The sequence below is a fragment of the Gleimia hominis genome (genome assembly GCF_002871945.2).
GTDB lineage: Bacteria > Actinomycetota > Actinomycetes > Actinomycetales > Actinomycetaceae > Gleimia > Gleimia hominis_A.
In genome coordinates this window covers 1,435,358-1,460,733 of the sequence record NZ_CP126963.1, presented here as the reverse complement: position 1 = coordinate 1,460,733, position 25,376 = coordinate 1,435,358, and the positions used below count along the sequence as shown (strand labels likewise).

Below are 25,376 nucleotides of genomic sequence, written 5' to 3'. Positions count from 1 at the left end.
ATGAGCGAAGCTGAATTAGAAAACTGGGTCACCATGAAAGAAGCACAAGCTCACCTCGGTGTGCGCCGGGAAACCATCACGAAATGGATCGTGACGCACAATCTTCCCGCCTACAAAGTCGGCAGGGTCTGGAAATTCAAACTCTCAGAAATCGACGAATGGGTCCGCACCGGTCAAGCCGCAGAAGAACCACATCCCAACAACACTCACGAGCCTAAGGAGGAACGCTAATGCCAGAACTGAACTGGGTCGGCAAAGACAAGGTGATCACCCACCACCTCGACGTTCCCTACCGCGTCCTCGACCGCCAATACTCCTACAACGAGCACGGGCAGCATCAGGAGGATAACGGCTCCCAGAACATGATTATTCACGGTGACAACCTCGAAGCCCTCAAAGCGCTCCTGCCTCGCTATGAAGGAAAAGTCGACTGTATCTACATCGATCCTCCCTATAACACAGGCAACGAAGGCTGGATCTACAACGACGCCGTCAACGATCCACGAATCAAGAAATGGCTCGGTGAAGTCGTCGGCAAAGAAGGCGAAGACCTCTCCCGCCATGACAAGTGGTTGTGCATGATGTACCCGCGCCTGCGCCTGCTGCAGCGGCTGCTTGCACCGACTGGTGCTATTTTTATTTCGATCGACGACAATGAGGCTGCCCACCTGAAGGCTATGTGTGACGAGATCTTTGGGGCTCGTTGTTTCGTGGCTGATATTTCGTGGCAGCGCACCTATTCGACCCGTAACGATTCCAAAGGAATCCCTGCCGAGGTTGAGCACTTATTCGCGTTCTCCAAACAGCCCGACTGGAACCCCAACAAGCTCGAACGCACAGCCGAAATGGATGATAAGTACAGTAATCCTGACGGCGATAGGACTGCTTGGACGAGCTCAGATGCATTCGCTCCGGGAGCAGCTACACACCAGGGCATGGTCTACGCGATTCAACACCCATTTACGGGAGCAATGATCTATCCGGGCACTGGGAATTGTTGGCGTTATGAACAACCGGAGATGTTCCGCATATTTTCTGGTTGGACTGCCTATGAGTTGAAGGATCTCGATGACGCTGCGAAGCGCGCACGGGTGTGTGGCGTACCTGCTGATGAAGTGAAGCCCGGCGTTTTGGGTCTCGTATTAGCGAAACCGTTGGAGGAAGCTCAAGCCGATGCGCGCGCAGTGTATGAACGCGGCCAGTGGCCTCGCTTCTACTTCACCAAAGGCGGCGAAGGTGGCGTCCGTCGCAAGACATACCTCGATAGTGTGGGTGGGCTGCTACCGACGAACTTCTGGCCATACGAGGTTGCCGGTCATACGGATGAGGCGAAGAAGGAGATCCGTGCGATCTTTGACGGCCGTGTCGCGTTTGATACTCCGAAGCCAACCCGGCTCATCGAACGGATCTTGAAGATCGCAACTAAACCGGGGGACATCGTCCTCGACTCATTTGCGGGGTCTGGTACGACGGGCCATGCAGTGCTCAACGTCAACAAGTCCGATAAAGGCGAGCGTTCATTTATCCTTGTCGAGCTAGGTGATTATGCCGACTCGGTGACTGCTGAGCGTGTCCGTCGCGCGATCACTGGCTACAAGGGCGAGTCAGAAGAATCGATCACGCTGTACGAGCACAAGCTCACGTTGACGGCGATGAAGAAAGCCGACGGCCTGCTCGCCGAGGCAAACAAAATCTACCAGGAAGCTCAGGGCAAGTACACCAAGGTCTCCCGCCCGAAGATCACCACGAAAGTGACAGGTAAATCGGGTAGCTCCTATCTACAAGTTGTCGCCACACAGTCTCACGACCATGACGTTTCGGGTACGGGAGGTGACTTCTCCTTCTATGAGCTTGGCGCGCCGCTTCTTGTTGAGGGCGATTTGAATCCCAATGTTCCTCTTGAGCGGGTCCGTGAGTATGTGTGGTTCACCGAAACGGGGCAGCCGTTTTCGAATCCGCCCAGTGCCCATCCGTATTTCCTGGGTCGGCATGAGGATGCGTCGTTGTTTTTCGTGTATGAGCCGGATCGTGTGACGAGTTTGGATCGTGGCTATCTGGCTTCTATCCCGATCGAGTGTGCGGCTAGTTCGTATGTGATTTATGCCGATACCTGTTTGTTGTCGGATGAGGAGCTGCGCTCGCTGAATATCACGTTCAAGAAGATCCCTCGGGATATCACCCGTCTCTAAGGAGTGTTGGTCATGGAGTTGAAGAAGTATCAAAACCGGGTGATTGCCGATCTGGAGGATTACCTCACCCAGCTTAACGAGCAGCCCACTCTGAGCGAGGCTTTCAAGATGTTTTGGGAGTCTCGCCAGATTGAGGTTGGCACCCTGCAGATGCCGGGCTACCAGAATGTGATCGATGGTGTTCCGCACGTGTGTTACAAGGTCCCAACTGGTGGTGGGAAGACGTTTTTGGCGTGTGCGTCGGTGAAGCCGATTTTTGAGGCTTTGCCGCCGACGCGGAAACAGGCTGTGGTGTGGCTGGTGCCGTCGGATTCGATTTTGACGCAGACGTTGGCGGCGTTGAAGAATTCCTCGCACCCGTATCGGCAGAAGTTGAATACTGATTTTGGTGGCCGGGTTGAGGTGTATTCGAAGGAAGAGCTGCTGGCGGGGCAGAATTTCAGCCCGTCGACGGTGGCTGAGCAGTTGTCGGTGATGGTGCTCTCGTATGACTCGTTCCGCTCACGGACAAAGGACGGGCGCAAGGCATACCAGGCCAATGGGAATCTGGCGTCGTTCTCGACTGCGTTTGGTGCCCCGGAGCAGCTGATCGAGAACGCGGATGAGACGGCTTTGTTTCAGGTGATTAACCAGTTGAATCCGGTGGTGATCGTGGATGAGTCGCATCACGCGACGAGCACGTTAAGCCAAGAGATGCTCACGAATTTTAACCCAGCGTTCATTCTTGATTTGACCGCGACCCCGAAGCGGCAAGCGAACGTGATCTCGTATGTGGATGCGCTCTCGCTCAAGAACGAGAGCATGGTTAAACTTCCGGTCATTGCGTATAACCGGTCCTCGCAAAAGGATGTTGTTACGGATGCGATCGATCTTCGCCGTTCTCTAGAGGTCGCCGCTACACAGCAGTATGAGAATGGTGGCGCTTATATTCGCCCGATCGTGTTGTTCCAGGCTCAGCCGAAGACGAGCGAGGATGCGACTTCGTTTGAGCGGCTGCGTGACAAGCTGGTTAAGGCTGGTATTCCTGCAGAGCAGATCGCGATCAAGACCGCCGACGTAAACGAGCTCAAGGGCGTGGATCTGCTCAGCGAGGAGTGTCCGATCAGGTTCATCATCACCGTGAACGCGTTGAAGGAAGGTTGGGACTGCCCCTTCGCCTACATTCTGGCGTCGTTGGCGAACAAAACCAGCCAGGTTGATGTTGAACAGATCCTTGGCCGTGTTCTGCGCCAACCCCACGCGAAGAAGCAGCCGAATACGTTGTTAAACATGAGTTACGTGTTGACCTCCTCGAACGATTTCGGCGTCACGCTCAAACAGATCGTTGCAGGGCTCAACAGTGCCGGATTCTCCAAGCGCGACTTCCGTACAGCCGATCAAGTAGCTTTCGACTTCACTGGTGCGAACCAGTCCAGCAAACCTGCCCCTACGTCGTCAGACTCAGTGGAAGGTATGGACGTTGAAGAGTTTCTGGAGTTCGATGAAGAACAGGTTGCAGCGGATTTAGATGCGCGAGAAGAATCCGCTAGTTCACCAGAGCCTTCGCCGGATCTGACGGTTGCTTCGATGATCGAGCAGGCGGCTCAGCAGGGTGCGGACTATGAGCAGGAGGCCGAAGAAGCCGCCCAGATGGGTGAGGGCTTCGTGCCTTCGGATTTGGAGGATGCTGTGGACACGAGCTTCGTGAACCCCGAATTCGCTGACGAGATCGAAACCCTTCGCCTTCCCCAATTCGTCATCCAAGAGCCTGGATCAGCATTGTTCCCGACCGCTCATGAGGGATACAACGAGCTCAAGCACGAGGCACTAGCCGGTGACTTCGACTTGGCTACGAAAGACATCGATATCGACTTGTCGACGGCCGATGAGCAGATGTACAAGATTGACGTGCGAAAAGACTCAGAGGTTCCTAAAGCCTTCCGGATGTCGAGTACCGACCAGAAATTCATGCGCGAACACTTCTCGAAACTGAGCATCGAAGGACAAAAACGTAACACGGCTGAAGCGATCTACCAACGGATCAAACCGATCAATTCGATCACTGACTCTGACCTGCGGGCATACATCGTGCGGACGGTTGAGGCCTTCGGCACCGAGCAGCTGCTGACCTATCAAGAGCACCCGCATGCGGTAGCAAGCAAGGTCAAACAGAAAATTGACGGTCTTTTGGAAGCGCACAAGGTCAAGCGGTTCTATGAGGACATCGAGACCCGACGCGTTGATGTTCAACAACTCTATGCGTTCCCGAAAGCGATCCAGCCCATTCATGCTTCCTCCCTGATTGGCGGCTCCCTGTATGGGGCCGAAGACAAGATGAATGGCTTTGAGCTCGAACTCGCTGGTCGCTTCTCTGGAATGGACAACGTTCGCTGGTGGCACCGTGTCATTGAACGCAAGGGCTTTTGTCTCAATGGTCCGTTCAACCACTACCCAGATTTTGTCGTGATGACCGCTAGCGGCACCATCGTGGTTGTCGAGACCAAGGGTGAGCATTTGAAGAACGACGATTCTAACCGCAAGATTAGGCTCGGGCGGGCGTGGGCGAACATGTCTGGCAATGGCTATCGCTACTACATGGTCTTCGAAGATGGCGTCACTCCACCGGACGGGGCGGTTACTTTGTCGGAGCTCGTGCGTATCCTCGAAAAGCTGTAGGCGGGAAGGACACCTTTTGGGAGAATACGAGATGGCACAGGCGACAATCACATCAACGCTGCGCGGCGACACGTTTGCGTCCACGTTCACCGAGGTGGCGCATTCGAACACGTTAGGTCTTCGAAACGACGAACAGTTACGCCTGTTCCATCTGTCTGTCCAAAACAACCGCTTCGACCACACAGCCCTCGTCAAGTTCCTCAAACGAAACGTTGGACGCTACGTCTTCTCGCGCGCCGAATACGAAGGCTATAAGCAGCGAGACGATCTCGAAGAAGTCGCTCTCGACGCTGTGAGCCGGATGCGTTCACAACAAGACGGCATGGGGCTGGGCGAAATCTTGCTCTACGTCCTGCTCGAACAAATTCTCGAAGCACCCAAAGTGCTGAGCAAGATCGAGCTCAACCAGGCCCGAGGCCAGATCCACAGCCGCTGCGACGCCATCCACCTACTCACACCAGACGGTCAGCGAACCACCAGCAGTATCGTGTTTGGAACCTCCAGCGTGGTCGGCAACATTGGGGATGCCATCACTGCAGCATTCGACCGCGTCGTAGACATCGAGCAGAACCGCTCAGACGAGGTTCAGCTCGCTGAGAATACCGTGTTCACCAAGACCCTCGACGCAGCGACCGCAGGCTACGTGAAGGATCTGTTGATCCCGAAGCCGGGTGGGGCACCCGGGTTCGATACCGCTTATTCGATGTTTCTGGGTTACGACATTGGTCTAGATCCGAAAAACTATGGCAATCAGCAGTATCGGTCTGCGCTCGATCAGAAAATGCAGGGAGATATCGCCGCGCACGCCCAAATGATCGCCAACGAGATCAACACCCGAAACCTAGATAACTACTCGTTCTACATTTACGTTTTGCCCCTCAATGAAGTAGACGTTGACGCGGTCGCAATCATGGATGGGCTCGTGGGCGGGCAAGGTGGTAGCCATGTCTGACAAGCAAGTAACAGTCGGCGATCTCGTATTTGCCGACATCGACTCCAACGAATTCCTCAAACAGCTGTACGCCAACCTGCTCCACAACTACGGCTTACATCGATTAGGGCTGGCGAATCGTCAACCATACGACGTGGATCTTGAAGCAGCGCTGCGGTTCGCTGACCTGCTCTCGAAATCAACCCACCCCACCAACCGTGACCAGCATAGGGTATGGGCGCAAGAAATCGCGCTCCTCTGCCACATCCTGTATCCGAATGATCCCCGCACGAAAGCATACGTTCCTGCAATCTTCACCACGCTAGGCAACTACCCAGGCCTGAAGCAGCTGGGCGTGACTTCCGATGCAGGCATCCTCGACGCCGCATTCAACGCCTACCAAGCCGAATACCTCACCGTACCCGGTGATAGGTCGATGAAGTTCTTCGCGCCGCAAAAGAAAATCTACGACCGCCTCACTGACGGCAAGTTTTCCTTCTCAGCCCCAACATCCTTGGGCAAGTCCTTCATCATGCGCACCTTCATCACCAACCAGATCAAATCCGGGGTGAAGGCCAACTTTGCGATCATCGTGCCGTCAAAAGCGCTGATCAACGAGACGCGCTCGAAACTGATCGCTGACCTTGGCGAAGACCTAGAACGACACAACTACCGAATCGTCAGTGCTGCAGGTGACATCGTGCTCGAAGGCGATCACAACTTCATCTTCGTACTCACCCCAGAACGCCTGCTTTACCTTCTGATCGGCAAACCTGCGATCGAATTCGAGTACATCTTTTTCGACGAATCACACAAACTCTCAGGCAAGAACAGCCGCGCCCCGTTCTACTACCAAACCGTGACAATCCTTCAACACCGCCACAAGCCACCACACTTCGTCTTCGCTTCACCCAACATTCCCAACCCAGAGGTATTCCTAAGGCTGGTTGATCCAAACTCTGACGAAAATGAAACCAACGCGGTCGCAACCCAGTATTCGCCAGTCGCACAGTTCAAATACCTCGTCAACCTGCACGAAAACACCATTTCCAGTTACAACGACCACACCCAAGAATTCACGCACCTAGCCTCACTTCAAGCTCAGGACGCTACCGTACAGGGCATAACCCGATTTGTTAGTGAATCATCACGAGGTTCAGATCACCGTGGGCAAACCATCGTGTTTCATTCTGCCCGACATCACGCAGTGCAAGCGGCACGTGACTATGCCCAGGGTTTGGCAGACCTCAACGATAAAGACTTGGACGCTCTCGCAAAAGACATCGAACGCGACGTCCACGAGGACTACTACCTCAGCGATCTCATCCGTAGAGGCGTCAGCTACCACATCGGCTACCTCCCACCAGCAATCCGCGAACGCATCGAAGGCCTGTTCCGCGAAGGCAAAATCTCGACACTATTTTGTACCAGCACGCTTCTAGAAGGAGTCAACCTTCCCGCCGACAACCTCGTCATCACAACCAACAAAATCGGCAGAGCAGGAATGACAACAGTCGACTTCAAGAACCTGATCGGCCGAGTCGGACGTATCGAGTTCAACCTCTACGGCAACGTATTCATCATCGTGGGCAACCAACTTGCATCCGAGCAAAAGGCAAAGGAACTCCTGCAAGCGAACGTTCCTGCACAGACGCTATCCGTGCAAACCGACTCACAAATTATCAGCAAGAAAATGAAGCAAGGAGTCGTTGCTGATCTTCAAGAAGGACAGATCGAGTTCGCCAAGGGAGATGAAAGCTACGAGCGCTACAACATGAAGCGCAAATTCGGACTCATGCTCTTACGCGACATCACCACAGGACGTCAAAGCCTGGTGCGTGAAGAATTCTCCGACTACCTCGACGACCAAACCATCAGCCGAATCCGAGAGTCCTTCGCGCAAAGAGAAGGGCAACAAGACGACGACATCAACGTATCTGTCGACCAAGCAGAATCCTTAACTCAAGCTGTCCGAGCCGGACTCAAATACCCGCGCATCTCTCCAGACGGGAAGTTCAACTACGACGAAACTCTCGCGTTTCTCGAAAGGCTCGCCTCAATCTTCAAATGGCGCGTCTACGACCCCGAAACACTCGGAAAAACAGATAAGTACGGCAACCAGCTCACGATGCTGCGCTGGTACACCGTATTGCTTACACAATGGATGGAAGGTCACGGACTCCGTTCGATCATGAACCGTGCCCTCCAGTACCGCCTGCAACAAGGAACGCTCTACATCAAAGGGCAAGGAGAGATCCGTTACGAGAACACGCTCCAGCACCGCAACATCGTCATCAGTGAAATCCTGAAAGTTCTTGAAGACGTCATCCTCTTCAGCCTGTCGAACTACTTCCTCAAATTCTCCAACGAATACAAGAAGGTCCACGGAGTAGAGCAGTTCGACAACGACTGGTACGAATACGTCGAGTACGGCACGACGAAACAGAAAACCATCCTTCTCCAACGGCTGGGATTCACCCGCGAGAGCGCCACCTACATTCGAACCAACGTTTCCAATGCAATCTTCCTTCACGAAGGAAAGCCCCACCTGAACCCGATTCTTCTCGAAAGCTCGAACATCAACGTCCGCAAAGAAGCCAACGAAATCAGATACAACGTGCCAGAAGCCTTCTCGATGCCAGATTTTATGTTCTAGCCCCCGCACTAGGTACCCGCTAACGCAAGCACTCGCCCAGACCCCCTTGGCTTCAAACGGACGCCACCCCAGTGGGCGTTACAGCGACGACCGTCGGATCGCCAAACCTCCAGCGAAGTAGCGAGCAGCCCCAGAAACAGCAAAACCCCTGTTCAAAAGGGGTTCAAGGGCTCAAGCGGCTTTTATCATTTTCGACGTCTAAGTATCTCTATCCCCAACCCTGAGACAAGAGAAATGTTTTCCCTAGGAGTAAAGGATCACACAGTCACCGAAGTAGTAAACGGTGTTGCTCGCACTCAAGATAAGAGCATAAATGAACACATAAGCGCGGTGTCTCAGGTAACGGCAGATGAGTCAGCGCAAATTGTAGGTGTCATTAAAGAAGATGCTGTTTCCTTTATGGATTTCAACTACTCGTTACCCGAAGGATATGGGCTTGAAAAACGATCGGACGGTGGTCTTAATTTAGTTTCCAAGGAAGGTGCGGTAGAAGGTGAAATTGATACTCCCTGGGCGTTAGATGCAAATGGAAAAGAACTGGCGACTAATTTTGAGTTAGTTGACAGTAATACGCTGAGGCAGCATGTGAGCACCCAAGGGGCGACCTTCCCCATCATGCTAGACCCATCGTGGTCGTGGTGGCTAATTACCGCAGGAAAGTGCGCAGTATCTGTAGCACCTCTTCTTGTCACTGGCGGAGCAGCTATACTAGCGCGAGCACCGAAACTAATCTCATTTATTAACAAGCTGTCAAAGACACCTAAAATCGCAGCTGCAGTAAAAAAGGTAGGCGGCGTTAAAAATGCTGCAGTTGCTGCAGTTAACAAAGGGGTAATTACATTACGTGGGAAACTTCCAAAAGGGGTAGCTTCTAAACTTCCGTCTCCTAAGCTGACGCCGAAAGACAAAATCTTTATAGCTGCCGCCTGGCCTTTCTTGGTTGATAACTTCTGGGATCTGATAGGAATTGGTAGTTGTTATTCTCTTGTGAGAGGAAGGTGAGCTATGTATTTTTGGCTAAGCCTTACTGCTAACATTACTGGGGCGGTCTTTTCTGGAGCGCAATTCGCTCGGATTGGCACTATCCTCAAGAATAAGGAAGGTGAGGATCGAGATAGTTCCTTCATTTTCTCATCTGGACTACTAGCTTTTGCCATCCCATTTTTCAGCCCGATATCGCATAATATAGGAGCCTCTGCCTCACTATTTATTGCCCTAAGTGCCGTATCGACGCTCGTGGTAAGTCGTTCTATTAAATAGACAATATCAGGTGTTGGTCTTCATAGAGAAGCCGAGTAATTATTATCCCCTATGAAGACCAACACAAGATAAACAAACCTAAGTTTGACGTATTATGCCCCTGCCTTCTGGGTGAGGATTTTGACTGCTTCGGGTAGGACGAGCTTGCCGTCAAGGCGCTGGGAGGCCAGGAACCCGACCTGTCCGGTGGTGGCGAACAGTTCGTTGAGCCGCTTAAAGCTGCGGCCTTGCCGGTCGGCGATCCAGTAAGAGCCCAGATCCCCAAAGACGACCGTGGACGCACCGGCCTTAATCTCAGGAACGAAGGCTGAAGTGTAAACGGGGCGGCCAATGACAAGGTCTGGGGTTCCTGCGGTCAGGGCTGGCTGCCAAAGGTATTGGCCGTTACCGTCCTTGAGCTTGCGGATGGTTTTCACGGTGGAGTCGTTCATCAGCCACACCGCGTTTTTACGATATGGGGCACGAAGGGCGTAGTGCAGGTCGATGAGTTCATCAGCCGTAATATTCGTCGCCTTGCCCGTGGTCACAGCAGACTGTCCGCCGCCAGAAGCGTTGAAGATACCGGCGGGTTTACCTTTGCCGTCTCCGGTTACGAAGGCTTCTTCTTCAGCCGCTCCAATCCGGCGAGCAAACTCAGAGGCGAGGTACTGCTCGACATTAAACGCCGCATCATTAAGCAGTTCCTCTGAAATCTTGACGAAGGTACCCAGCTTAAACGCGGACAAGGTGACCTGGGTGAAGGCTTCATCCGACTCGGTGTACGGCTTGCCCTCATCGAGCCACCCGGCAGTTCCGTGGGTGGAGACGACTGGGATCTTGCGGTCCCCGCTGGTGGTTTGAATGACCTTACCCAGGCCTCGCATGATGTTCTGATCCTGCAAAGACTGGATGAGCGTGCGTTCGAACTCGTCTGGCACCAGGTAGCCGCCTTCAGTATCGACGCCCTCGGACAGGGCGCCCCGCACTTCCATCGGTGAGATGTTCAGGCGCATCACGTCCCAGAAGGCTCGCTTATAGGAGGATGTAGCGCGTGGGGTTGTGGGCTTGACCTCGTCATTGTCGGGGCCCATGCCGGGCATGGAGGTCAGCGGCATGTTGGTTGCCTTAGCCAGGTCGGCATCCCGGCGGAGGGCTCGTTCAGAGCGTGCGATCTCGTTGGTGAGCTGGTCGATTTCGGCCTCCATCTTCGCATAATGCGCATCATCTTCAGCCGACAAGCAGCCGGTAGCAGTGTCGCGGCGCTCATCGAGGAAGGCCTTCGCCTTCTCCCAAACATCTGCGCGCTTGGTGCGAAGGTCAGAAACAGTCATAGAGGTTGTCATGGGTGGTGGTCCTTTCAGTGGGGTTGGTTCGCTAATTCGGCATACAAATCAAGAACCCGCCGACCAACAGGCACGGCGGGCGTAACGGAGGGGCGTGGTGGTCGCACCGGTCTCGGCGGTGATGTGGCGGTCAGGTGCGCGACGAGCTTTTGTTCGGCTGCTCGGCGGGAAAACACCACACCAAGACGCTCGTTCTTCTTGGGCGGGAACACCTGGTGCTTCGGATCTTCATCTTCCTCGTCTTCGTCGGGTTCGTCTGGGGAGTCCACCTCGTCCTCACCGGAACCATCTGGCGACTCAACTTCATCGGGTTCGTCACCGTCAGGTTCTTCGCCCGGCTCAATCACAAACATTGGGTCGCGTTGGTTGGTGAGGAGTTCGTCGGCAAAGCCCATGTCGATCGCGGCGCGAGCATCCATCCACGTCTCTTGATCCATGAGCTTGGACAGCTTCGCCCGCGACAGGCCCGTCTTCTCCTGGTAGGCGTTCAGGATCGATTCTTTGACCGAATCAAGCATCGACATAGCACGTGCGAGTTCGTCCTTATCACCAACCGCCATCGTGGCAGGGTTGTGAATCATAAACATCGACACGGGGCTCATAGCGACCTTCGTAGCAGCCATCGCGATCACGGACGCGGCCGATGCGGCAATGCCATCGATATTGACGGTCACTGTGCCTGGGTAGTCGATGAGCATGTTGTAGATCTGCGCCGCAGCCACCACATCACCACCAGGCGAATTGAGCCATACTGTCACCGGCCCCGACTCAGCATTCAACTCTGACGCGAAGATACTGGGTGTGATGTCGTCATCGAACCAAGATTCTTCAGCAATCGTGCCGCTAATGCGCAAAACCCGGACACTACCTGCGTCCGGGTTATCGTTGTGTGGCTCGGGTGTGAGCCAGTTCCAAAAACGTCTCATATCCTCCTCCTTAGGAGAAGCTCGTTACTCGAAGGCTCCTGGGCCAGTTCAGGCTCCAGTTCGGGTTGGGCTGATTCGTTGGCTTGGGTGGTGGCGTAAGCCCCTGCAAGACTGAGCGGGAGCATGTTCCCATTCACCAAATATAAATCCCCGCCAGCCTCGGCAGGGATCTTGTCGAGGTTTTCCAGCTCGCGGATATCATTGGTGCTCATCCACCCGTTCTGCCTGGCAAGCGCATACCCATCCATCCGTGACTTGTAATCACCTCTCAGTAAGCCTTCGAGGTTGAACTTCACATAGATCTGCGGCTTCTCACGCGAGCTGAGGAGGGTTTTAGTGATGGCTTGTTCCCACCTGATCACCCACGGGTCCAACGTGTACTTCACAAACTCAAGTGACTGCTGCTCAATATTGGAGAAGCTAGATTTTTCGAGGTCACCGATCATGTGCGGTGGAATACGGAAGATTCGAGCAATTTCGTTGATCTGAAACTTCCTCGTTTCAAGGAATTGAGCTTGTTCTGGGCTGACGGAGATGGGCGTGTATTTCATGCCCTCCTCCAACACAGCGATCTTGTTCCCGTTCTTCGCGCCGCCGAACGTGGACTGCCAGGACTCCCTGACGCGCGCGGGGTCTTTGATCGTGCCCGGATGCTCCAACACCCCACCCGGAGCCGCACCATTGGCAAAAAACGACGCGCCATAGTCCTCGGTAGCCTGCGCCAAGCCGATGGCGTTCTTCGCCATCGCAATCGGGCTATAACCAACCAGCCCATCAAATCCCAGCCCTGGAATATGCAACACCTCGTGCGGGGAAAGCCGCACGGTTTCGAACCGCCCGGTGGGTTCGTCCCACGTACGTTGATACTCGTAATACAGTCGCCCAGCCTCATCACGCCCTACGGTCATACGGTTAGACATGAGCGGATAGAGGCCAATAATCTCATCGCGTCCGTTACGCAGTACTTGGGCAAACGCATTACCCCAGAGCAACAAGTGCGTCATCAACGTTTCGCGAAACACAAAACTCGTCATCTCCGAGTTCGGCTCATCATGCAACAACCTGTAGAGCGGATGATCCACGGCTTTCACCTTCGCACCATCCGCATACTTCCGGTAAACGTGCAACGGAAGGCCAGCAATCGCCTCAACCAAAATCCGCACACACGAATACACGGCAGTCATCTGCATCGCGGAACGCTCGGTGACGGGACGGCCCGAGGTGGTGCCGCCAAAAAAGAAGCTATACCCGGTGCTGATCACATGATCCTCCACGGGGTGAGTATTCTCGCCACGCGCCCAATCAAGAAAACCAATGACCCTCATCTTCTAGAAGCGCAAACATGAAAGTGGCACCTGCCAAAAAACAGATGCCCACAATAAGAAAGACTTTGCAGACTAAATTTACCCCTCAGACAGGTTCCGAATGCCTAATTCGCGTAGCTTCATCTCAAGTAGTTCTGAAAGTAATTCATCGGAGAGAAACCATTCCTTACCGGTAGTGGATTGGAAATCCTTAACAATCTTCGATCGCACTTCCGCCAAAGGCATTTCAGCAATGGTTTTGGCATTCAGAAAGATGACGCGCTCCAAGGAAGCAGCCTCCTCCGGTTCGACGCGATTACGTAAAAGACTCACGGCGTATGTAGATACTTGCAGTTTGTCTGCTATGTCGACAAGAGCATTCTTCATCCATGATATTTCAGTTACAATTTCTTCGTAAAGATTATCCCTTATCAGACCGCTCACTAGGACTCCTAAATTGGGAAAACAATCTGTATAGCTTGTACTATCCAGTAAGCCACATCGCGACCAACAACTGGGGGTAACTTGTCCTGCACAGTCCCCCAAACTAGGTGGTCATATTTTAGTAGGTCTTTAATAACCGGGTCAATTTCATACATAGCATTTTCTACGCGTTTAGCTTGCGATTTTGACAACCAAGTTTTGGCATTATTGATAATAAATTTACGATTTCTTGATACTTGTTTGAGGGCTGCCTTGATTGCCCATGTACCGACACTTTTCTCCTCGTACTTTGAATCAGAGGTTTTCTTCAAAATATTTTGCCCAGAATCTTTAGCATAATCCCTATTCTGAGCGTGCTGCACCTCAATTTGTGCAGATGGAGCGATATTGATATTCGAAACCACGCTTTGGATTTGACGAGTGTCAGGAGAGTAGAGGGGTTCAGCTGACGCTATCGCCGTACCTGATAGGGCAATAGTCAAGCTCAGGCTAGCGCTAATGATAATGTTGCGTATTTTCATGTTTTCTCCTTGTGTGTCTTACCTCCCGCGTCGCGTTGGTGGCCTCTGTTCCGCCATAGCCGCTTGACTATTACAGGGGAAACCTCCTCGTCTTCAAGGATTGAAAATAGTGTGCCATAAGTCCCATTTTCTCGTCAATGGTTTTTCTTCACTTAAATTAACAGCAGCCCCATCTCGTCATATACACCGCCGCCATTATCGCCCGGCTCGAACGGCACCACCGTGAACCCGAGCCCCTCGAGGTTCTGGCTCGTTTGGACGGCTCCCCACCGGTCGAAGGCGATCTGGCGAATATCAAACCGTGTGCCCAGCTTTTCGATGAAGGCCTCAATATGCCCGTAGTGGACAACGTTACCCTCGGTCGTCTCAAGAAACCCCCGAGACTGCCACAGGTCGTAGGGAACGTGGTCACGATTCACCCGAAGTTTCAGGTTGTCTTCAGGTATCCAAGACCACGGCGCGATCACATACGCGCCCTCACCATTCTGGGGTGGGAAGACAATCACGAACGCCGTAATATCCATCGTGCTGGCGAGGTCGAGTCCGCCGTAGCAAACCCGGCCTTCCAAGTCGGAGAGATCAACGGGTGCTGAGTTTTGGTTCCACACGTGCATGGGCATCCACCGCACCGACTGCTTCACCCACTGATTGTACTGCACCCCAGATGTTGGATGATTATTTAATAGTTTCTTCTGAGGAGGCTTAATGAGTGCACTGCAGGTCAATACCCTGTTTGATTCACGGTTTCATGTGCGAGGTTGGCCCCGCCCGCTGACCTCTGATAAGACGTTAGAGATTCAAGACCCCCAGTCTTGTCTGAGATGATTTGGGATTAAAAGAAATGAGTCCTCCATTCTAGTAAAGAACCCATTTCTTGTATCAAAATAGGTGTGAACTTTTCTTGTGTCTATCTACTTTTTTCTTTGAGAGTAGACATGAGCGCCCTCAATAGCCCCCGCGAATACTGCTGCAACCAAAGATACCTGTAGGTTTCCTGCTGTTGGCACGATAATGTTTAACACATTAATTACTCCGAAAACCACAAGACCACAGAGTAGCCCCAAAGCAAGTGGAATGAGGATGTGTTTCACGGGATCACCAGCACCAGAAAAGAGAGCCGACTCCGGTGGCGATACCACCTGTGATAGCTCCAGCGCCAGCACCGGCACCGCAGGCTTGAGGAATTACTCCTAGCCAGCCGCCCACGCATCCGGCAACAGCTCCACCTACAACACCGCCAACAGCATTCTTACCCACACATTTCCCGTATTCTCCCCAACTGGAACGCTCAGAATAGGCACCGAAACGAGGTTGAGCCTGCTGTACGTGCAACGTTCCGTTAGCGAGAATAGAGTATTTAACGCTAAACCTATTGCCCGCCCCATCAGCCAGAGTTTGGGGCATGACCTCAATCGTCTTCCCCTCGTTGTTAACGATCGTCACCTGGCTATCTTCCGTAATGAAGTTACCATGTGTTAACGAAACCAACACAGAGCCATCAGATCCACCCTCAGCCTTGTAAGTGGTTAACTCATGAACTGTTGCATCGACAGTTGTCATGGTTTGAGGGGAGAAAACACTCGTCGAAGTACTGGTAGCTAACGCCGCAGTGGGAAACGAGAGAACAGTAACTGTGGCTACTGCGGTAACCTTATTTGCGAACACCGTGATACCTTTCTAATCTACTTAACATGGCGTTCGAGTGCTGCTCTAAACGTCGCTAACAGCGCTCTGGCTAGTACGATTAGTATCGTACTCCGGTTACGGGTGGGCTTGGCTGCTAGTTGTTGATAATGTGGTTGTGGTCACCGTTTGTGGTGGTGTTTTGTTTTTATGCTGCGAGACTTAGATTCTCTGTCTGTTGTCTGGCGAGGATGAGTTCGTATACGACGAGGGGGGATGTGCCCAGGGCAGAATGAAGGCGTTTGTGGTTGTAGAAGACTTCAATCCAGGTGGCTACCTCGTCAATGACTTGGCTGCGCGTGGTAAATGCGTGCCGGTAGAAATATGTAACTTTTAATGTGGCCCAGAAAGACTCGGCTATCGCGTTATCCCAACACACACCGGTTTTACCCATGGACAAGGTAATCCCAGCTTTCTTAGCGTAGTGATCGAGCTCGTGGGAAGTGAACTGGACCCGATTAAGACAACCTTTATCCCATTTATGTTCACAACAGTCCTCATGGGGGCATTCATCAATGTTGTTCTTACCCGCGTGGAACTGATGAGTTGAGACAGTTTCCAACCGTTGCCGTTTCATTGAGCGGGCAACCGTCTTCTTATCCACGCGTATGCCCTTGCGGGAAAGAACTCCACGAATGCGAGGAGCCCCATACACTTGGCGGTTTTCTTCGAATACTTGGGCGACTGTGCGGTCAAAAGCGACACGCGAAACCGTCGTTCTCCTCGCTGTTTACCGGCTTTCACACACGCATAATAGCCGCCGCGTGAGACCTAAAGAATCTTTGCCATCATCGAGATCGCATAGTTTGCCTTCTGCGCATCCATCAATTCGAATCGTTGATAGGATGGCGCGTCGCGGCGAAAAAGGCGCTTGCTTTTCCTAAAACTCGTTCTCCATCCTCAACCTCAGGTTCTCACGGCTAAGCTCATGAATCTGAGCTTTCAACTCTTCAAGTGCAGCTTCACCTTTTACTTCACCCTCACGGCGCTCTCTCCCTACTCTGACCCACCGGCCCAAGAGTTGCTCTCCCACATACAGCTCACTAGCCACCGACACGATCATACGACCCCCGTCAATAACCAACCCAGCCACATCACGGCGATACTCATCCGCAAACTCACGCCTCTTCCCCATTCTTACCAAGCACCTTCCCAGCAGGAAAACCCCGCATAACTAAGCCCCAACAAACAAAAGGTAAGCCCAGCCGAGCGCGTGATCGTTTGCCTTACTTGTGTGGTGGCGCGTAGCCAGTCAAAAAAGCTCACGTGGTGACCTACCTTCAAACGTTTATAACAACAAAGGGGTGTCCTTTGAAATTCTAGAATTTCAAAGGACACCCCTCAGAAAATAGCGCTGCTAAGAGCAGAGTAGATCTCTAATTCATATTCTCTACACTATTGATGCCAAACTCTATTCTTCTTCTGAAGCATCTGCGTTTTTCTCGATCTTCCAAGTTGCCATATGCCCGATAAGAGCACCAGTGCAAAGAACTCCTCCAAGCCCTAAGGTATTCATCCTAAAGCTAAGAATCACTAGAAGAAGGCCGACAATACCGATAAAGAAGAATAACGTTCTCGCGAGTCGTATTCCTACCATAAAAATCCATTCCTTACTCAAAGCAGGCACTATAGATATTTCCTAGATTAAAAAGCTCAATCAAGAACTGCTGAGCCTCAGGACCAGCTGCCTTAGCTGCGTCCTTCACTCCGGCTGTAACCGCTGTTTTAAAAGAGGCTTTCGCCGCCCTCTGTGCGTCGTAGACTCGTTTAAAGTTTTTAACGAATGTTGTCGCACCACCTGCAGCTTTGAGTGCTGTGCGGATCTTGGTTACTTTAAAGACTGGTAGATTTGTTACCAGCGCGAGACCGATGGCACTCACACACCCCACCACGCCATAAGTAGTAACCGGCTGTTCTTGGGTAGGTATAACAGCGCCTAATCTATTTTGAAGCCATTCTTGGGTTTCGGCATCCCCCGGCATGTAGCACACTATCAGGGATTTCTTCAATCGCTTCCAATGCGGCTAACAGGTGATCTTCCGACATTGGAGGGGCAGGGAACAGCCCCTCATTCTCGCTCGTTGAATCCGAGATTCCTGTAGCCATCGACTTACTTGAGAGAGAAGTACAGATATTGTCGAAGATCGATCGACCCTTTCTAGAGCTCCTGGCTCTGCTGCCGAAGCAATTCCTGCAGCACTGACGACAAGAGCCCCAGCCGTTACTAGAGATGTGCATCCTCGGATAATACTTTTCTTAATTATCATAGTACTTCTCCTTACGTTTCGTTCCAGAATCCTGGCGATTCTTGGGGAGTTTTCCACGTCCGACATGAAAAGAAAATGTGTGTCGGTCACACAACAAAACCCGTCTTAAGGGTTTCCCTATGCTTCACAGAAACCTCTTTCTGTTCCTACTACGCGGTATAACATCAAAACATATTGAGGTTAGTTATCAATTTGTGATGATGAGATTATCATGGCTAAATATGCTCTGCAACCCAAACGCCTTCCACATATTTAAAGGAGAAATAGCCCCCGCCCGTCATACACACTCCCGCTCGGCTCAGCATTTCCGTCTCTGACGGCTCGGTCGAGAGCCATGATGGTGGCGACCACGCCGTCGATTTTCTCTGTGCTATTTTTTTTCGGGTTTGATGTTGCCTGCCGGGTCACGGCAAACGTGGACGTTGTCGACCATCCAGGCTAGGACTGGGTGTCCGCCATAGGCTAACCGACCTTCAAGCGCGAGCTTCATCAGCTCCTTTGAAGGCGGGCTCATGTCTTTGAACAGCCAGAAATACGCGTCTGCCGAGTGGGCGCAACGGCGACAAACACCAGATCACAAGGTCTCCAGAACGCCAACGCCTCAGCATCGCAAAAAGCCGCAGGCTAGTTTGCTCCAGCGTGGCGGGATACGACTACTGCGGGCGCTAACGCTCCAAGAAGTCCAATCACAACAGCTAAGAATCCAAAAACGTTAATCGTTGTGGGCTCGTTAAAGATGTAGAACGATCCAACCCCGGTGAGACTAAGCGTCATAAAAACCGAGTACAGTACACTCCCGGCGCGCACCCCCGAGACTTTGAAAGCACACAAGATGCCAACAACAGTGAGCAAAAGATAGAACGCTAGCGGCGAAAACACCAGGTAGTCGGCTGCTGCCAAAGGAGCATCAACATTCAACGCGAACCACGACAGCAGGACACCGCCAAGGACCCCTGTCATGGTTGTAACGAGCGGAATGTACCTCATTATGCCCCCTCTATGCACATGAACTGAACGTATGGGCAACGCGGACGGCACCCCAATACACTTCAGCGGTCGCCAAACATGATGCGAGAGTCGGTCCGCTGGAGTAGGTCGCGCGGCAATTGTTCTTCAAATTACTCTTCAACGACGCATCACATGACCGCGAGGCGCAACCTTTACTCTCGTAGCACATATCGTGCAGTGCACACGGACCCCTAAAATCGGCGTTCTTGCCAAAAGGATTAGGGAATTCATCAGGCGATTTAGTGCAGTAATCGTGAAGAGAACCCAGGGCAGGGTTGTAAACATAGTTTCGCGGAACCCCGATAAGGGATGCTCGATACCCGAAGTCGTTTTCACTCTCATCTGTTTCAGTAGCACCCACATACTCGACTCGGAAATAACGAATCCCGCTTTCCTGGCTAGAAAAAGTAACCACATTATTGGAGACGCTCATGGTTGCAGCCCATGTTGCACCATCCATGTCGACTGCGGATACGGAATCGATGAGACCAACAAGCTCATGCCCGGCGTTTGAGATGAAAAGTGATTCGCCGTCATTTGTCGTCGCGTATGAATATCCGAGGTTTGAGGGAAGAGAATACTCTGCTACCCCGGTAATTGCTGCAATCTTCTTGGGAACAGACAGTGGTTTATCGTTCGATGCGGTAACAACACGATTCTTTTCAAGTTTCACATTGAGGATCTCAGCGTACTCTCCGGGCGATTGCGACTGCGAAGAGCCTGAAGATGCTATACACGTCGAGGTGGTGGAAGAGTCATTTTGTGGGAAACCGTGAGCTGCTGAAAACCCCTGTAGACTAAATACGAGGCTACTAGCCGCAACTACCGCGATGCCAAGACTTTTAGTAAGTGAAGTTCTCATCGCGGCACTCCTCACGGTGGGGGCTCAGATATCTGACTGTCCTTAACGCTAGCACACGCTGGTGACGTAGCGCACTATTCGAACATGAAGGGATCGACGAGCTAATAGGTGTAGAGCCTTGGGGTTTCTCCTATTTTTCAACCACTTACATCATGACAGGCTCCGAAGCGCGTCTTCCATCGCATGTTTCGGATACCTTTCGACGCAACGATTGCAATCCGCACCTTTAGCCGTAGAGGGCGGTTGCGAGCCTGTCCAACGCCCGGTTCTTACGCCGGTAGCCGGAGTCGCGTTCGATGTAGAAGTGGTCGCGAATCATCGTCACCCGCTCATCCTGAGAGCCTTTACCGAGGAAAGAAGTTCTCCAACACGTAGCGGTCGTCCTCGCTTAGGACTTGCCAGGCGGGCAGGAACCAGTCCAGGTATTGGCGGGCTTGCCCGTACCGCTCTCTATACAGGTCAATCTGATCTAGCGTTGCGGAAAGGCGCTGTTCGCCGGCGTGCGGGTCGTCCGACCTGGGTTGCCGGCGTTTGCGGTGGTGTGTGAAGGTGTCCGGGTTTTCTTCTGTTTGAGTAGATGGGGATAACTTAGGACATGCCGAAGAAGGTTTGATCATGTTGTGTTGCATGCTGATAGGGCTGCCAGTTCACGTCCCACGAGGTCGATCACTACGCTAGGAAAGTCGGGATCGCCCTGCCCATGGGTAAGATTGGAGTGTGTTGGGATAACGCGATGGCTAAGTCTTTCTGGACCACATTAAAAGCGGAGTATTTCTACCGGCACGCATTTATCACACGCAATCAAGTCATTGACGGGGTAGCCACCTGGATTGAAGTCTTCTACAACCACAAACGTGTCCACGCGACTCTATACCCAATCGAATACGACCCCATGCTTTCCAGACAAGAAGCAGAGGATCTAGGTCAGGCGGTATAAAAAAACACCACCGCTAACATGTGGTGACAGGCATAATGTTCACAACTGGCGTCCAGGCCCATTCCAAGATTCTGTCGGCACCCCCAAATCTTATATCCCTCGTGTAAAGACGGACAGGGTTAGAGGTTGAACATGTCCTCAGGCTCTTAGATTATTATGATTGTGTAAATCATTTTTGCGGTCCGCGAGGACTGTCTTTATCACTAGAGAACACTCTCGAAGCGATTACTGTTAGCAATATTGAGCCCACAATCGTTGCAATCCAAAAAGTAGGTTCCGATAATGCACCCTCACCTTTAGCTAAACAAACAATTAGCCAAAGCAGGACAAAAATCGTAACGAAAAATCCCAATGAAAACACTAGCTTCATGTTCATATACGTCATTCTCCCGATCAAAATACACATGAAACAGCGGCAACTGCTAGCGCAGAAGCCACAAAAGCCAGTATCGACCTGTGAGCGCGAAGACGGCCAGTTCGTTGACCGCTTGACCCGTTTCCGTAAACGAGTTCCCATGCGGTGGGTACCGGGCATTTGCCGATTACCCCATTAATGGACGAGAAACTGGTGGAAAAGTGTGTAAACCAACTACCCTCGCATTGCTACGCCAATCCGCCAGTAGCCCATGAATGCCACATCTGAACGTTTCACACCGCATTCCTTAACTAGGTAGCGTCGCGCCTGCTTCACCACTCCAGATTCACCCGCGATCCAGTAGAACGTGCGCGCAGCTGCCCGCGTAGTTTTTACGCCTGGTTCTTCCTCTGCCTGAGGGGTTGTACCCGAGGTCTCAGCACCCGCTTGCGCACCAGGATCCGCGCTGGTTGCTTTCTCATTTGAACTGGCTCTGTCTAGCTGCGCTCCCGAAGCGGAGTACAGAGGAGTTTCCCAAACCAGCGGCGCCTCCGCAGTTTCCTCAATCTCATCAAGCGCAACCACAGTTCCACTCTCAGAAGGCGCAACGATTTCCTCCAACGCTGGTAAAAGTGAGCTCCCATATTCCCCGCCGTTGCGGGGTAGCCAGTGTACCTGCACCCCCTCAGGACTATTAATATGCAATTCATCAGCAGCGGTGGGAACTTCAATTAAAGCCGCTCCCCGCATGGTCCGCTGGGTGTCATTACCAGCCGCAAGGTCCTCCAAAATGCGGGCAATCGCAGGGGCTGCAGTCTCGTCACCAACCAGTAAAATCTGTTCAGCATCTGCGGGTGCGAACTCGATTCCACCCGACTGGGCGCCTGCCGTGGGGAACACGCCAATTACCTCGTCACCCACCTGAGCATCTTGAGCCCACCTGGATGCCGGCCCGCTTTCCTCGCCATCCGCCTTACCGTGCAGCACAAAATCAACCGTGAGAACCAAGTGTCCCGCGTCCTTAGTGAGTTCACGAATCGAGTACGTGCGCATCCAACCGCGCTCTGTTTCGTCAAGACCCAGCCACGCCTGATACCAATCCTGAGTTTTCATTTTCGGTAGTTGTCCTGAGGAAGGCGGAAAAATCAGCTTAATCCGTTGGTCAAACGGCTGGTGCGGTTCCAACTGATCTAGCCGCGGAGAGGTAAAAGAAATCCGGCGGAAGTTCTGCGAAAGGTCGCTAACGGCTCGTGTGCTGAGGGTCATTGGCTCAAAAGTCATAGTCACTTCCTCAAAATCGCATCTGATTGCAGGTCGATCATTTTTAAGTGAGTTTAGCAATACCTAACCTGGCTGTACAGAGGAGGCCGGGCAGCGGAATCCTTCCTACTGAAAAACCACCATGGGATTTCTAAACCATAGGAATCGGGTAAGATTCAGGCATGGGACAATCCGAATTCAGTATTGACGACGACGGTCCGAAACGAAGACCGAAACTCTGGTCGCGAGCCTTCGCCCTATCCGGCGCATGCGTGGGCGCACTTCTTTGCGTAATGGCATACGTGCAAAACTGGCTTGGGTAAAATTGGCTGCGTAATATCCGGCTGGTATTCGGTTGGCAGCACAAGTAGTTCTGGCAATAGTACGAATAGTGAGAATAACAGGCGGGGGAATAGCGATTTGTATGTAGCTTCCCTACACTACACACTAAAACCTAGTCTTTAGGAACTCGATGAAATCGCAAATTCGCAGCTGGCTTTCCCTATTCTTCATAGATGCGATGACGGGTATGGCCCACGGCCTGTTCGCCACCCTCATCCTGGGCACAATCCTGATCCAAGTAGGGGGCCTGATCCCAGGCTCCGTGGGACACTTCTTTATAATGGTGGGTTCAATCGCCTCCCTCTTAACCGGCGCTGGGATCGGCCTGGGGGTCGCGAACCGGCTCGGTGCCTCTACCTACGTGGTAGCGGGAACAGCGTTAGCAGGCATGATTGGTGCGCACGCCTCAAAATTCTTTCCGGAGGCGTTGTGGACGGCATGCAGATGCAACTGCAAGGCCCGGGGGAGCCGCTGGGTGCCTTCATCGCCTCGTTCGTAGCTGTTGAAGTTGGACGCCTAGTTGCTGGTAAAACCCCGATCGATATTCTGGTCACCCCGTTCGTAACGCTCTGTTCGGGAGCGCTCGTAGGACTCGCTATTGGCCCGGGCATTTCACGGGTAATGACCACGCTGGGGGCGATGGTGAACTGGGGTACTGAACGTCAACCCCTATTAATGGGCATAATCGTGTCGGTACTGATGGGGATTATCTTAACTCTGCCGATTTCTTCCGCCGCACTGGGGATTGTGTTAGGACTTTCTGGGATCGCTGCGGGCGCGGCGACAGTCGGGTGTTGCTGCCAGATGGTTGGTTTCGCCGTGTCCTCGTACCGTGAAAACAAAATCTCTGGCTTAATCTCACAAGGCATTGGCACATCCATGCTGCAGGTGCCCAATATCATGCGCCATCCGCTAATCTGGATCCCACCCACGCTTGCATCTGCCATCCTAGGGCCGGTGGCGACTATGGTGTTCCACATGGAGTCGAATGCAGCTGGTTCTGGGATGGGAACTTCAGGGCTAGTGGGGCAAATAATGACGTGGAACGTGATGAGCCCGCAGTATTCAACGATGGGATTACTACTATTAATACTGCTGATGCATTTCGTGGCACCTGCACTTCTCTCTCTTGGGATCAGCGAATTCATGCGTAAACGCGGGTGGATTAAACCCGGGGATATGCGACTAGCGGACTAATAGCAGCTAGCCGGCGGGCGCGCGGCAGTTGGGGGCGTACTAACGGCAGCTGCCTTAAGCAAGCTAATGCCACCACCTTGCGTATTGGTTAGAACCACCGCGACCTGCATGTACTACCCTCAAAAATGTAGCTGGTGTGGTGGAGATCATTAGAAACCTGCGTGGCCCTATTTAATGCTTTAATGCTTTAATGCGTATAGTGTCATGGTTTTAGGGCAGACTAAGTCAAGTATTCGTAAAGCCGGGACCTTAGTCCAGAGGGTAATGTTTAACCGTTCTATTTAGGAGGACGGTATGGACAAGAGAATCTACAAGAACTTCGGGAAGATCTTCGGTGTGATCTTGCTGGTCATCGGGCTCGCCGCCCTGTGTGGTGGCTTGTTTGCGCGTTCGTTTATCGCGGGGCAAATGAAGGCGCAAGACATTCAGTTCCCAGATAAGCAAGCGATTCAGGCGCAAGTGGACTCCGGTGCAATTGATTCTGAAAGCGGCAAGGTGCTTTCGCAGTGGGCCGGTCAGAAAATGACCACCGGTGACCAGGCGAAAGCGTATGCGGATAACTTTATTGCCCAGCACATGCAGGGCGCGGCGAAGCGGGCTGGCGTGCCTGGCGCGACGTTCGCTACGGTTACGGGAACTATTAAAGAAAAAGAAGCTGCCCTGCAGAAAGATATTGAGGCTGCAAACCCGGGTGCGGATGAGCAGCGCGTACAGCAGCTTATGGAAGCGGAGGCAACCAATCCCCTCACCAAATACGAGTCGGCACGTGATTTGAAGTCACTAAACGACTTGAAGAACGACACGTTCTTTCAAGGGAACGTGCTGCGCGGAACTTTGCTGAACGTGTACGGGTGGTCGCTATTGGGTCAGATAGCGCTCTACGCGGGGATTGCCCTGACGATCGTGGGCGTGGTGCTCGCAGTGTGGGGATTTATGCGCCCGAAAAAGACGGCGGCGAAAGCGCGTTCTTAATAAAACAATCATAGATTAGGCTACGTGTGTGCTGAGCCTGCAGCAGCTGCGGCGCGCGCAATCACTTAAATAAACTCCATATGCTGAACGTGGTACGGCGGTAAACGGCATTGCGCAATGAGCGCTTTGGGTTCTTAATGAAACCCATGCCTTTACGGCCGTATCCTGGTATTACGGCGCGTTTCAGTGATCGTTTGAGCCGCCCCGAGGTGCGTGCTTTGAAAGATCGTTTAAAAGATGGTTTACGCATTCCAAACTTCATGCTTCCAGAATAACCTTAGTGTG

25 protein-coding genes and 3 pseudogenes are annotated in these 25,376 nt (G+C 52.5%); 11 read left to right on the top strand and 17 right to left on the bottom strand.

What is annotated here, in order from left to right:
• From CJ187_RS06435 to CJ187_RS06410, 6 genes are all read left to right on the top strand, one after another.
• The gene (locus CJ187_RS06435) at positions 1–231 is read left to right on the top strand and encodes a helix-turn-helix domain-containing protein (RefSeq protein WP_062613108.1); all 231 of its coding nucleotides are present in this window, start codon (positions 1–3) and stop codon (positions 229–231) included.
• A complete protein-coding gene (locus CJ187_RS06430; RefSeq protein WP_071129488.1) occupies positions 231–2,189 on the top strand; it encodes a site-specific DNA-methyltransferase in 1,959 nt (652 codons plus the stop codon). Before CJ187_RS06435 ends, CJ187_RS06430 begins: the two co-directional genes overlap by 1 nt.
• Positions 2,190–2,201: 12 nt before the next feature.
• Positions 2,202–4,844, top strand: coding sequence for a DEAD/DEAH box helicase family protein (locus tag CJ187_RS06425; RefSeq protein WP_102216789.1), 2,643 nt, complete (start codon positions 2,202–2,204; stop codon positions 4,842–4,844).
• 31 nt (positions 4,845–4,875) lie between these two features.
• Complete coding sequence (locus CJ187_RS06420) at positions 4,876–5,796, top strand: HamA C-terminal domain-containing protein (RefSeq protein WP_062613102.1); 921 nt, start codon at positions 4,876–4,878, stop codon at positions 5,794–5,796.
• On the top strand, positions 5,789–8,431 hold the full coding sequence (locus CJ187_RS06415) for a DEAD/DEAH box helicase (RefSeq protein WP_233187376.1): 2,643 nt from the start codon (positions 5,789–5,791) through the stop codon (positions 8,429–8,431). Before CJ187_RS06420 ends, CJ187_RS06415 begins: the two co-directional genes overlap by 8 nt.
• A 330-nt stretch (positions 8,432–8,761) precedes the next feature.
• The gene (locus CJ187_RS06410) at positions 8,762–9,433 is read left to right on the top strand and encodes a hypothetical protein (RefSeq protein ID WP_284667239.1); all 672 of its coding nucleotides are present in this window, start codon (positions 8,762–8,764) and stop codon (positions 9,431–9,433) included.
• A 350-nt stretch (positions 9,434–9,783) separates the two neighbouring features.
• Here the strand turns inward: CJ187_RS06410 and CJ187_RS06405 are convergent, their stop codons facing one another.
• The 16 genes and pseudogenes from CJ187_RS06405 to CJ187_RS06330 all read right to left on the bottom strand — a co-directional run bounded on the left by CJ187_RS06405 (position 9,784) and on the right by CJ187_RS06330 (position 20,645).
• Positions 9,784–11,013, bottom strand: coding sequence for a phage major capsid protein (locus CJ187_RS06405; protein ID WP_102216787.1), 1,230 nt, complete (start codon positions 11,011–11,013; stop codon positions 9,784–9,786).
• A 14-nt stretch (positions 11,014–11,027) separates the two neighbouring features.
• Entirely contained in the window at positions 11,028–11,939 is a 912-nt protein-coding gene (locus tag CJ187_RS06400; protein ID WP_102216786.1) for a head maturation protease, ClpP-related, read from the bottom strand.
• The gene (locus tag CJ187_RS06395) at positions 11,936–13,201 is read right to left on the bottom strand and encodes a phage portal protein (RefSeq protein WP_284667236.1); all 1,266 of its coding nucleotides are present in this window, start codon (positions 13,199–13,201) and stop codon (positions 11,936–11,938) included. Before CJ187_RS06395 ends, CJ187_RS06400 begins: the two co-directional genes overlap by 4 nt.
• 141 nt (positions 13,202–13,342) lie before the next feature.
• Entirely contained in the window at positions 13,343–13,687 is a 345-nt protein-coding gene (locus CJ187_RS06390; protein WP_102216785.1) for a hypothetical protein, read from the bottom strand.
• A gap of 8 nt (positions 13,688–13,695) precedes the next feature.
• Positions 13,696–14,208, bottom strand: coding sequence for a hypothetical protein (locus CJ187_RS06385; RefSeq protein WP_102216784.1), 513 nt, complete (start codon positions 14,206–14,208; stop codon positions 13,696–13,698).
• A gap of 200 nt (positions 14,209–14,408) precedes the next feature.
• Positions 14,409–14,867, bottom strand: a pseudogene (locus CJ187_RS06380) (terminase TerL endonuclease subunit); the annotation flags it as partial.
• A gap of 436 nt (positions 14,868–15,303) precedes the next feature.
• Entirely contained in the window at positions 15,304–15,873 is a 570-nt protein-coding gene (locus tag CJ187_RS06375) for a hypothetical protein (RefSeq protein ID WP_102216783.1), read from the bottom strand.
• Positions 15,874–16,039: 166 nt separating this feature from the next.
• Positions 16,040–16,468 (bottom strand): integrase core domain-containing protein, encoded by a 429-nt coding sequence (locus CJ187_RS06370; RefSeq protein WP_269843594.1) that lies wholly within the window; start codon positions 16,466–16,468, stop codon positions 16,040–16,042.
• Positions 16,451–16,564 (bottom strand): annotated as a pseudogene (locus CJ187_RS06365) (IS3 family transposase); the annotation flags it as partial. The pseudogene CJ187_RS06365 and the gene CJ187_RS06370, both read right to left, overlap by 18 nt.
• 207 nt (positions 16,565–16,771) lie before the next feature.
• Positions 16,772–17,026, bottom strand: a complete 255-nt coding sequence (locus CJ187_RS06360) for a transposase (RefSeq protein ID WP_102216781.1) — start codon at positions 17,024–17,026, stop codon at positions 16,772–16,774.
• Between the two features lie 276 nt (positions 17,027–17,302).
• The gene (locus tag CJ187_RS06355) at positions 17,303–17,509 is read right to left on the bottom strand and encodes a hypothetical protein (RefSeq protein WP_233187374.1); all 207 of its coding nucleotides are present in this window, start codon (positions 17,507–17,509) and stop codon (positions 17,303–17,305) included.
• Positions 17,502–17,900 carry a hypothetical protein gene (locus CJ187_RS06350; RefSeq protein WP_199171101.1) on the bottom strand — a complete coding sequence of 133 codons (399 nt, stop codon included), beginning with the start codon at positions 17,898–17,900 and terminating at the stop codon, positions 17,502–17,504. The genes CJ187_RS06355 and CJ187_RS06350 overlap by 8 nt, the downstream gene beginning before the upstream one ends.
• 510 nt (positions 17,901–18,410) lie before the next feature.
• A pseudogene (locus tag CJ187_RS06345) lies at positions 18,411–18,681 on the bottom strand (terminase TerL endonuclease subunit); the annotation flags it as partial.
• A gap of 101 nt (positions 18,682–18,782) precedes the next feature.
• Complete coding sequence (locus tag CJ187_RS06340; protein ID WP_146003103.1) at positions 18,783–19,145, bottom strand: hypothetical protein; 363 nt, start codon at positions 19,143–19,145, stop codon at positions 18,783–18,785.
• Between the two features lie 10 nt (positions 19,146–19,155).
• The gene (locus tag CJ187_RS06335) at positions 19,156–20,028 is read right to left on the bottom strand and encodes a hypothetical protein (protein ID WP_146003102.1); all 873 of its coding nucleotides are present in this window, start codon (positions 20,026–20,028) and stop codon (positions 19,156–19,158) included.
• Between the two features lie 344 nt (positions 20,029–20,372).
• The gene (locus tag CJ187_RS06330; RefSeq protein WP_199171100.1) at positions 20,373–20,645 is read right to left on the bottom strand and encodes a hypothetical protein; all 273 of its coding nucleotides are present in this window, start codon (positions 20,643–20,645) and stop codon (positions 20,373–20,375) included.
• A 71-nt stretch (positions 20,646–20,716) separates the two neighbouring features.
• On the opposite strand from CJ187_RS06330, the gene CJ187_RS06325 reads away from it, so the two are divergent.
• Positions 20,717–20,965 carry an integrase core domain-containing protein gene (locus tag CJ187_RS06325; protein WP_350223586.1) on the top strand — a complete coding sequence of 83 codons (249 nt, stop codon included), beginning with the start codon at positions 20,717–20,719 and terminating at the stop codon, positions 20,963–20,965.
• 589 nt (positions 20,966–21,554) lie between these two features.
• Here CJ187_RS06325 and CJ187_RS06320 read toward each other — a convergent pair.
• Complete coding sequence (locus tag CJ187_RS06320) at positions 21,555–22,601, bottom strand: siderophore-interacting protein (protein WP_199171099.1); 1,047 nt, start codon at positions 22,599–22,601, stop codon at positions 21,555–21,557.
• A 161-nt stretch (positions 22,602–22,762) separates the two neighbouring features.
• On the opposite strand from CJ187_RS06320, the gene CJ187_RS06315 reads away from it, so the two are divergent.
• The 4 genes from CJ187_RS06315 to CJ187_RS06300 all read left to right on the top strand — a co-directional run bounded on the left by CJ187_RS06315 (position 22,763) and on the right by CJ187_RS06300 (position 25,091).
• The gene (locus CJ187_RS06315) at positions 22,763–22,903 is read left to right on the top strand and encodes a hypothetical protein (RefSeq protein WP_158237746.1); all 141 of its coding nucleotides are present in this window, start codon (positions 22,763–22,765) and stop codon (positions 22,901–22,903) included.
• Between the two features lie 149 nt (positions 22,904–23,052).
• A complete protein-coding gene (locus CJ187_RS06310) occupies positions 23,053–23,421 on the top strand; it encodes a PTS sugar transporter subunit IIC (protein WP_284667229.1) in 369 nt (122 codons plus the stop codon).
• A complete protein-coding gene (locus CJ187_RS06305) occupies positions 23,361–24,119 on the top strand; it encodes a PTS transporter subunit IIC (protein ID WP_284667227.1) in 759 nt (252 codons plus the stop codon). The genes CJ187_RS06310 and CJ187_RS06305 overlap by 61 nt, the downstream gene beginning before the upstream one ends.
• 294 nt (positions 24,120–24,413) lie before the next feature.
• Positions 24,414–25,091: a hypothetical protein gene (locus CJ187_RS06300; RefSeq protein ID WP_102216775.1), complete on the top strand. Its 678-nt coding sequence runs from the start codon at positions 24,414–24,416 to the stop codon at positions 25,089–25,091.
• The last annotated feature ends 285 nt before the right edge of the window (positions 25,092–25,376 follow it).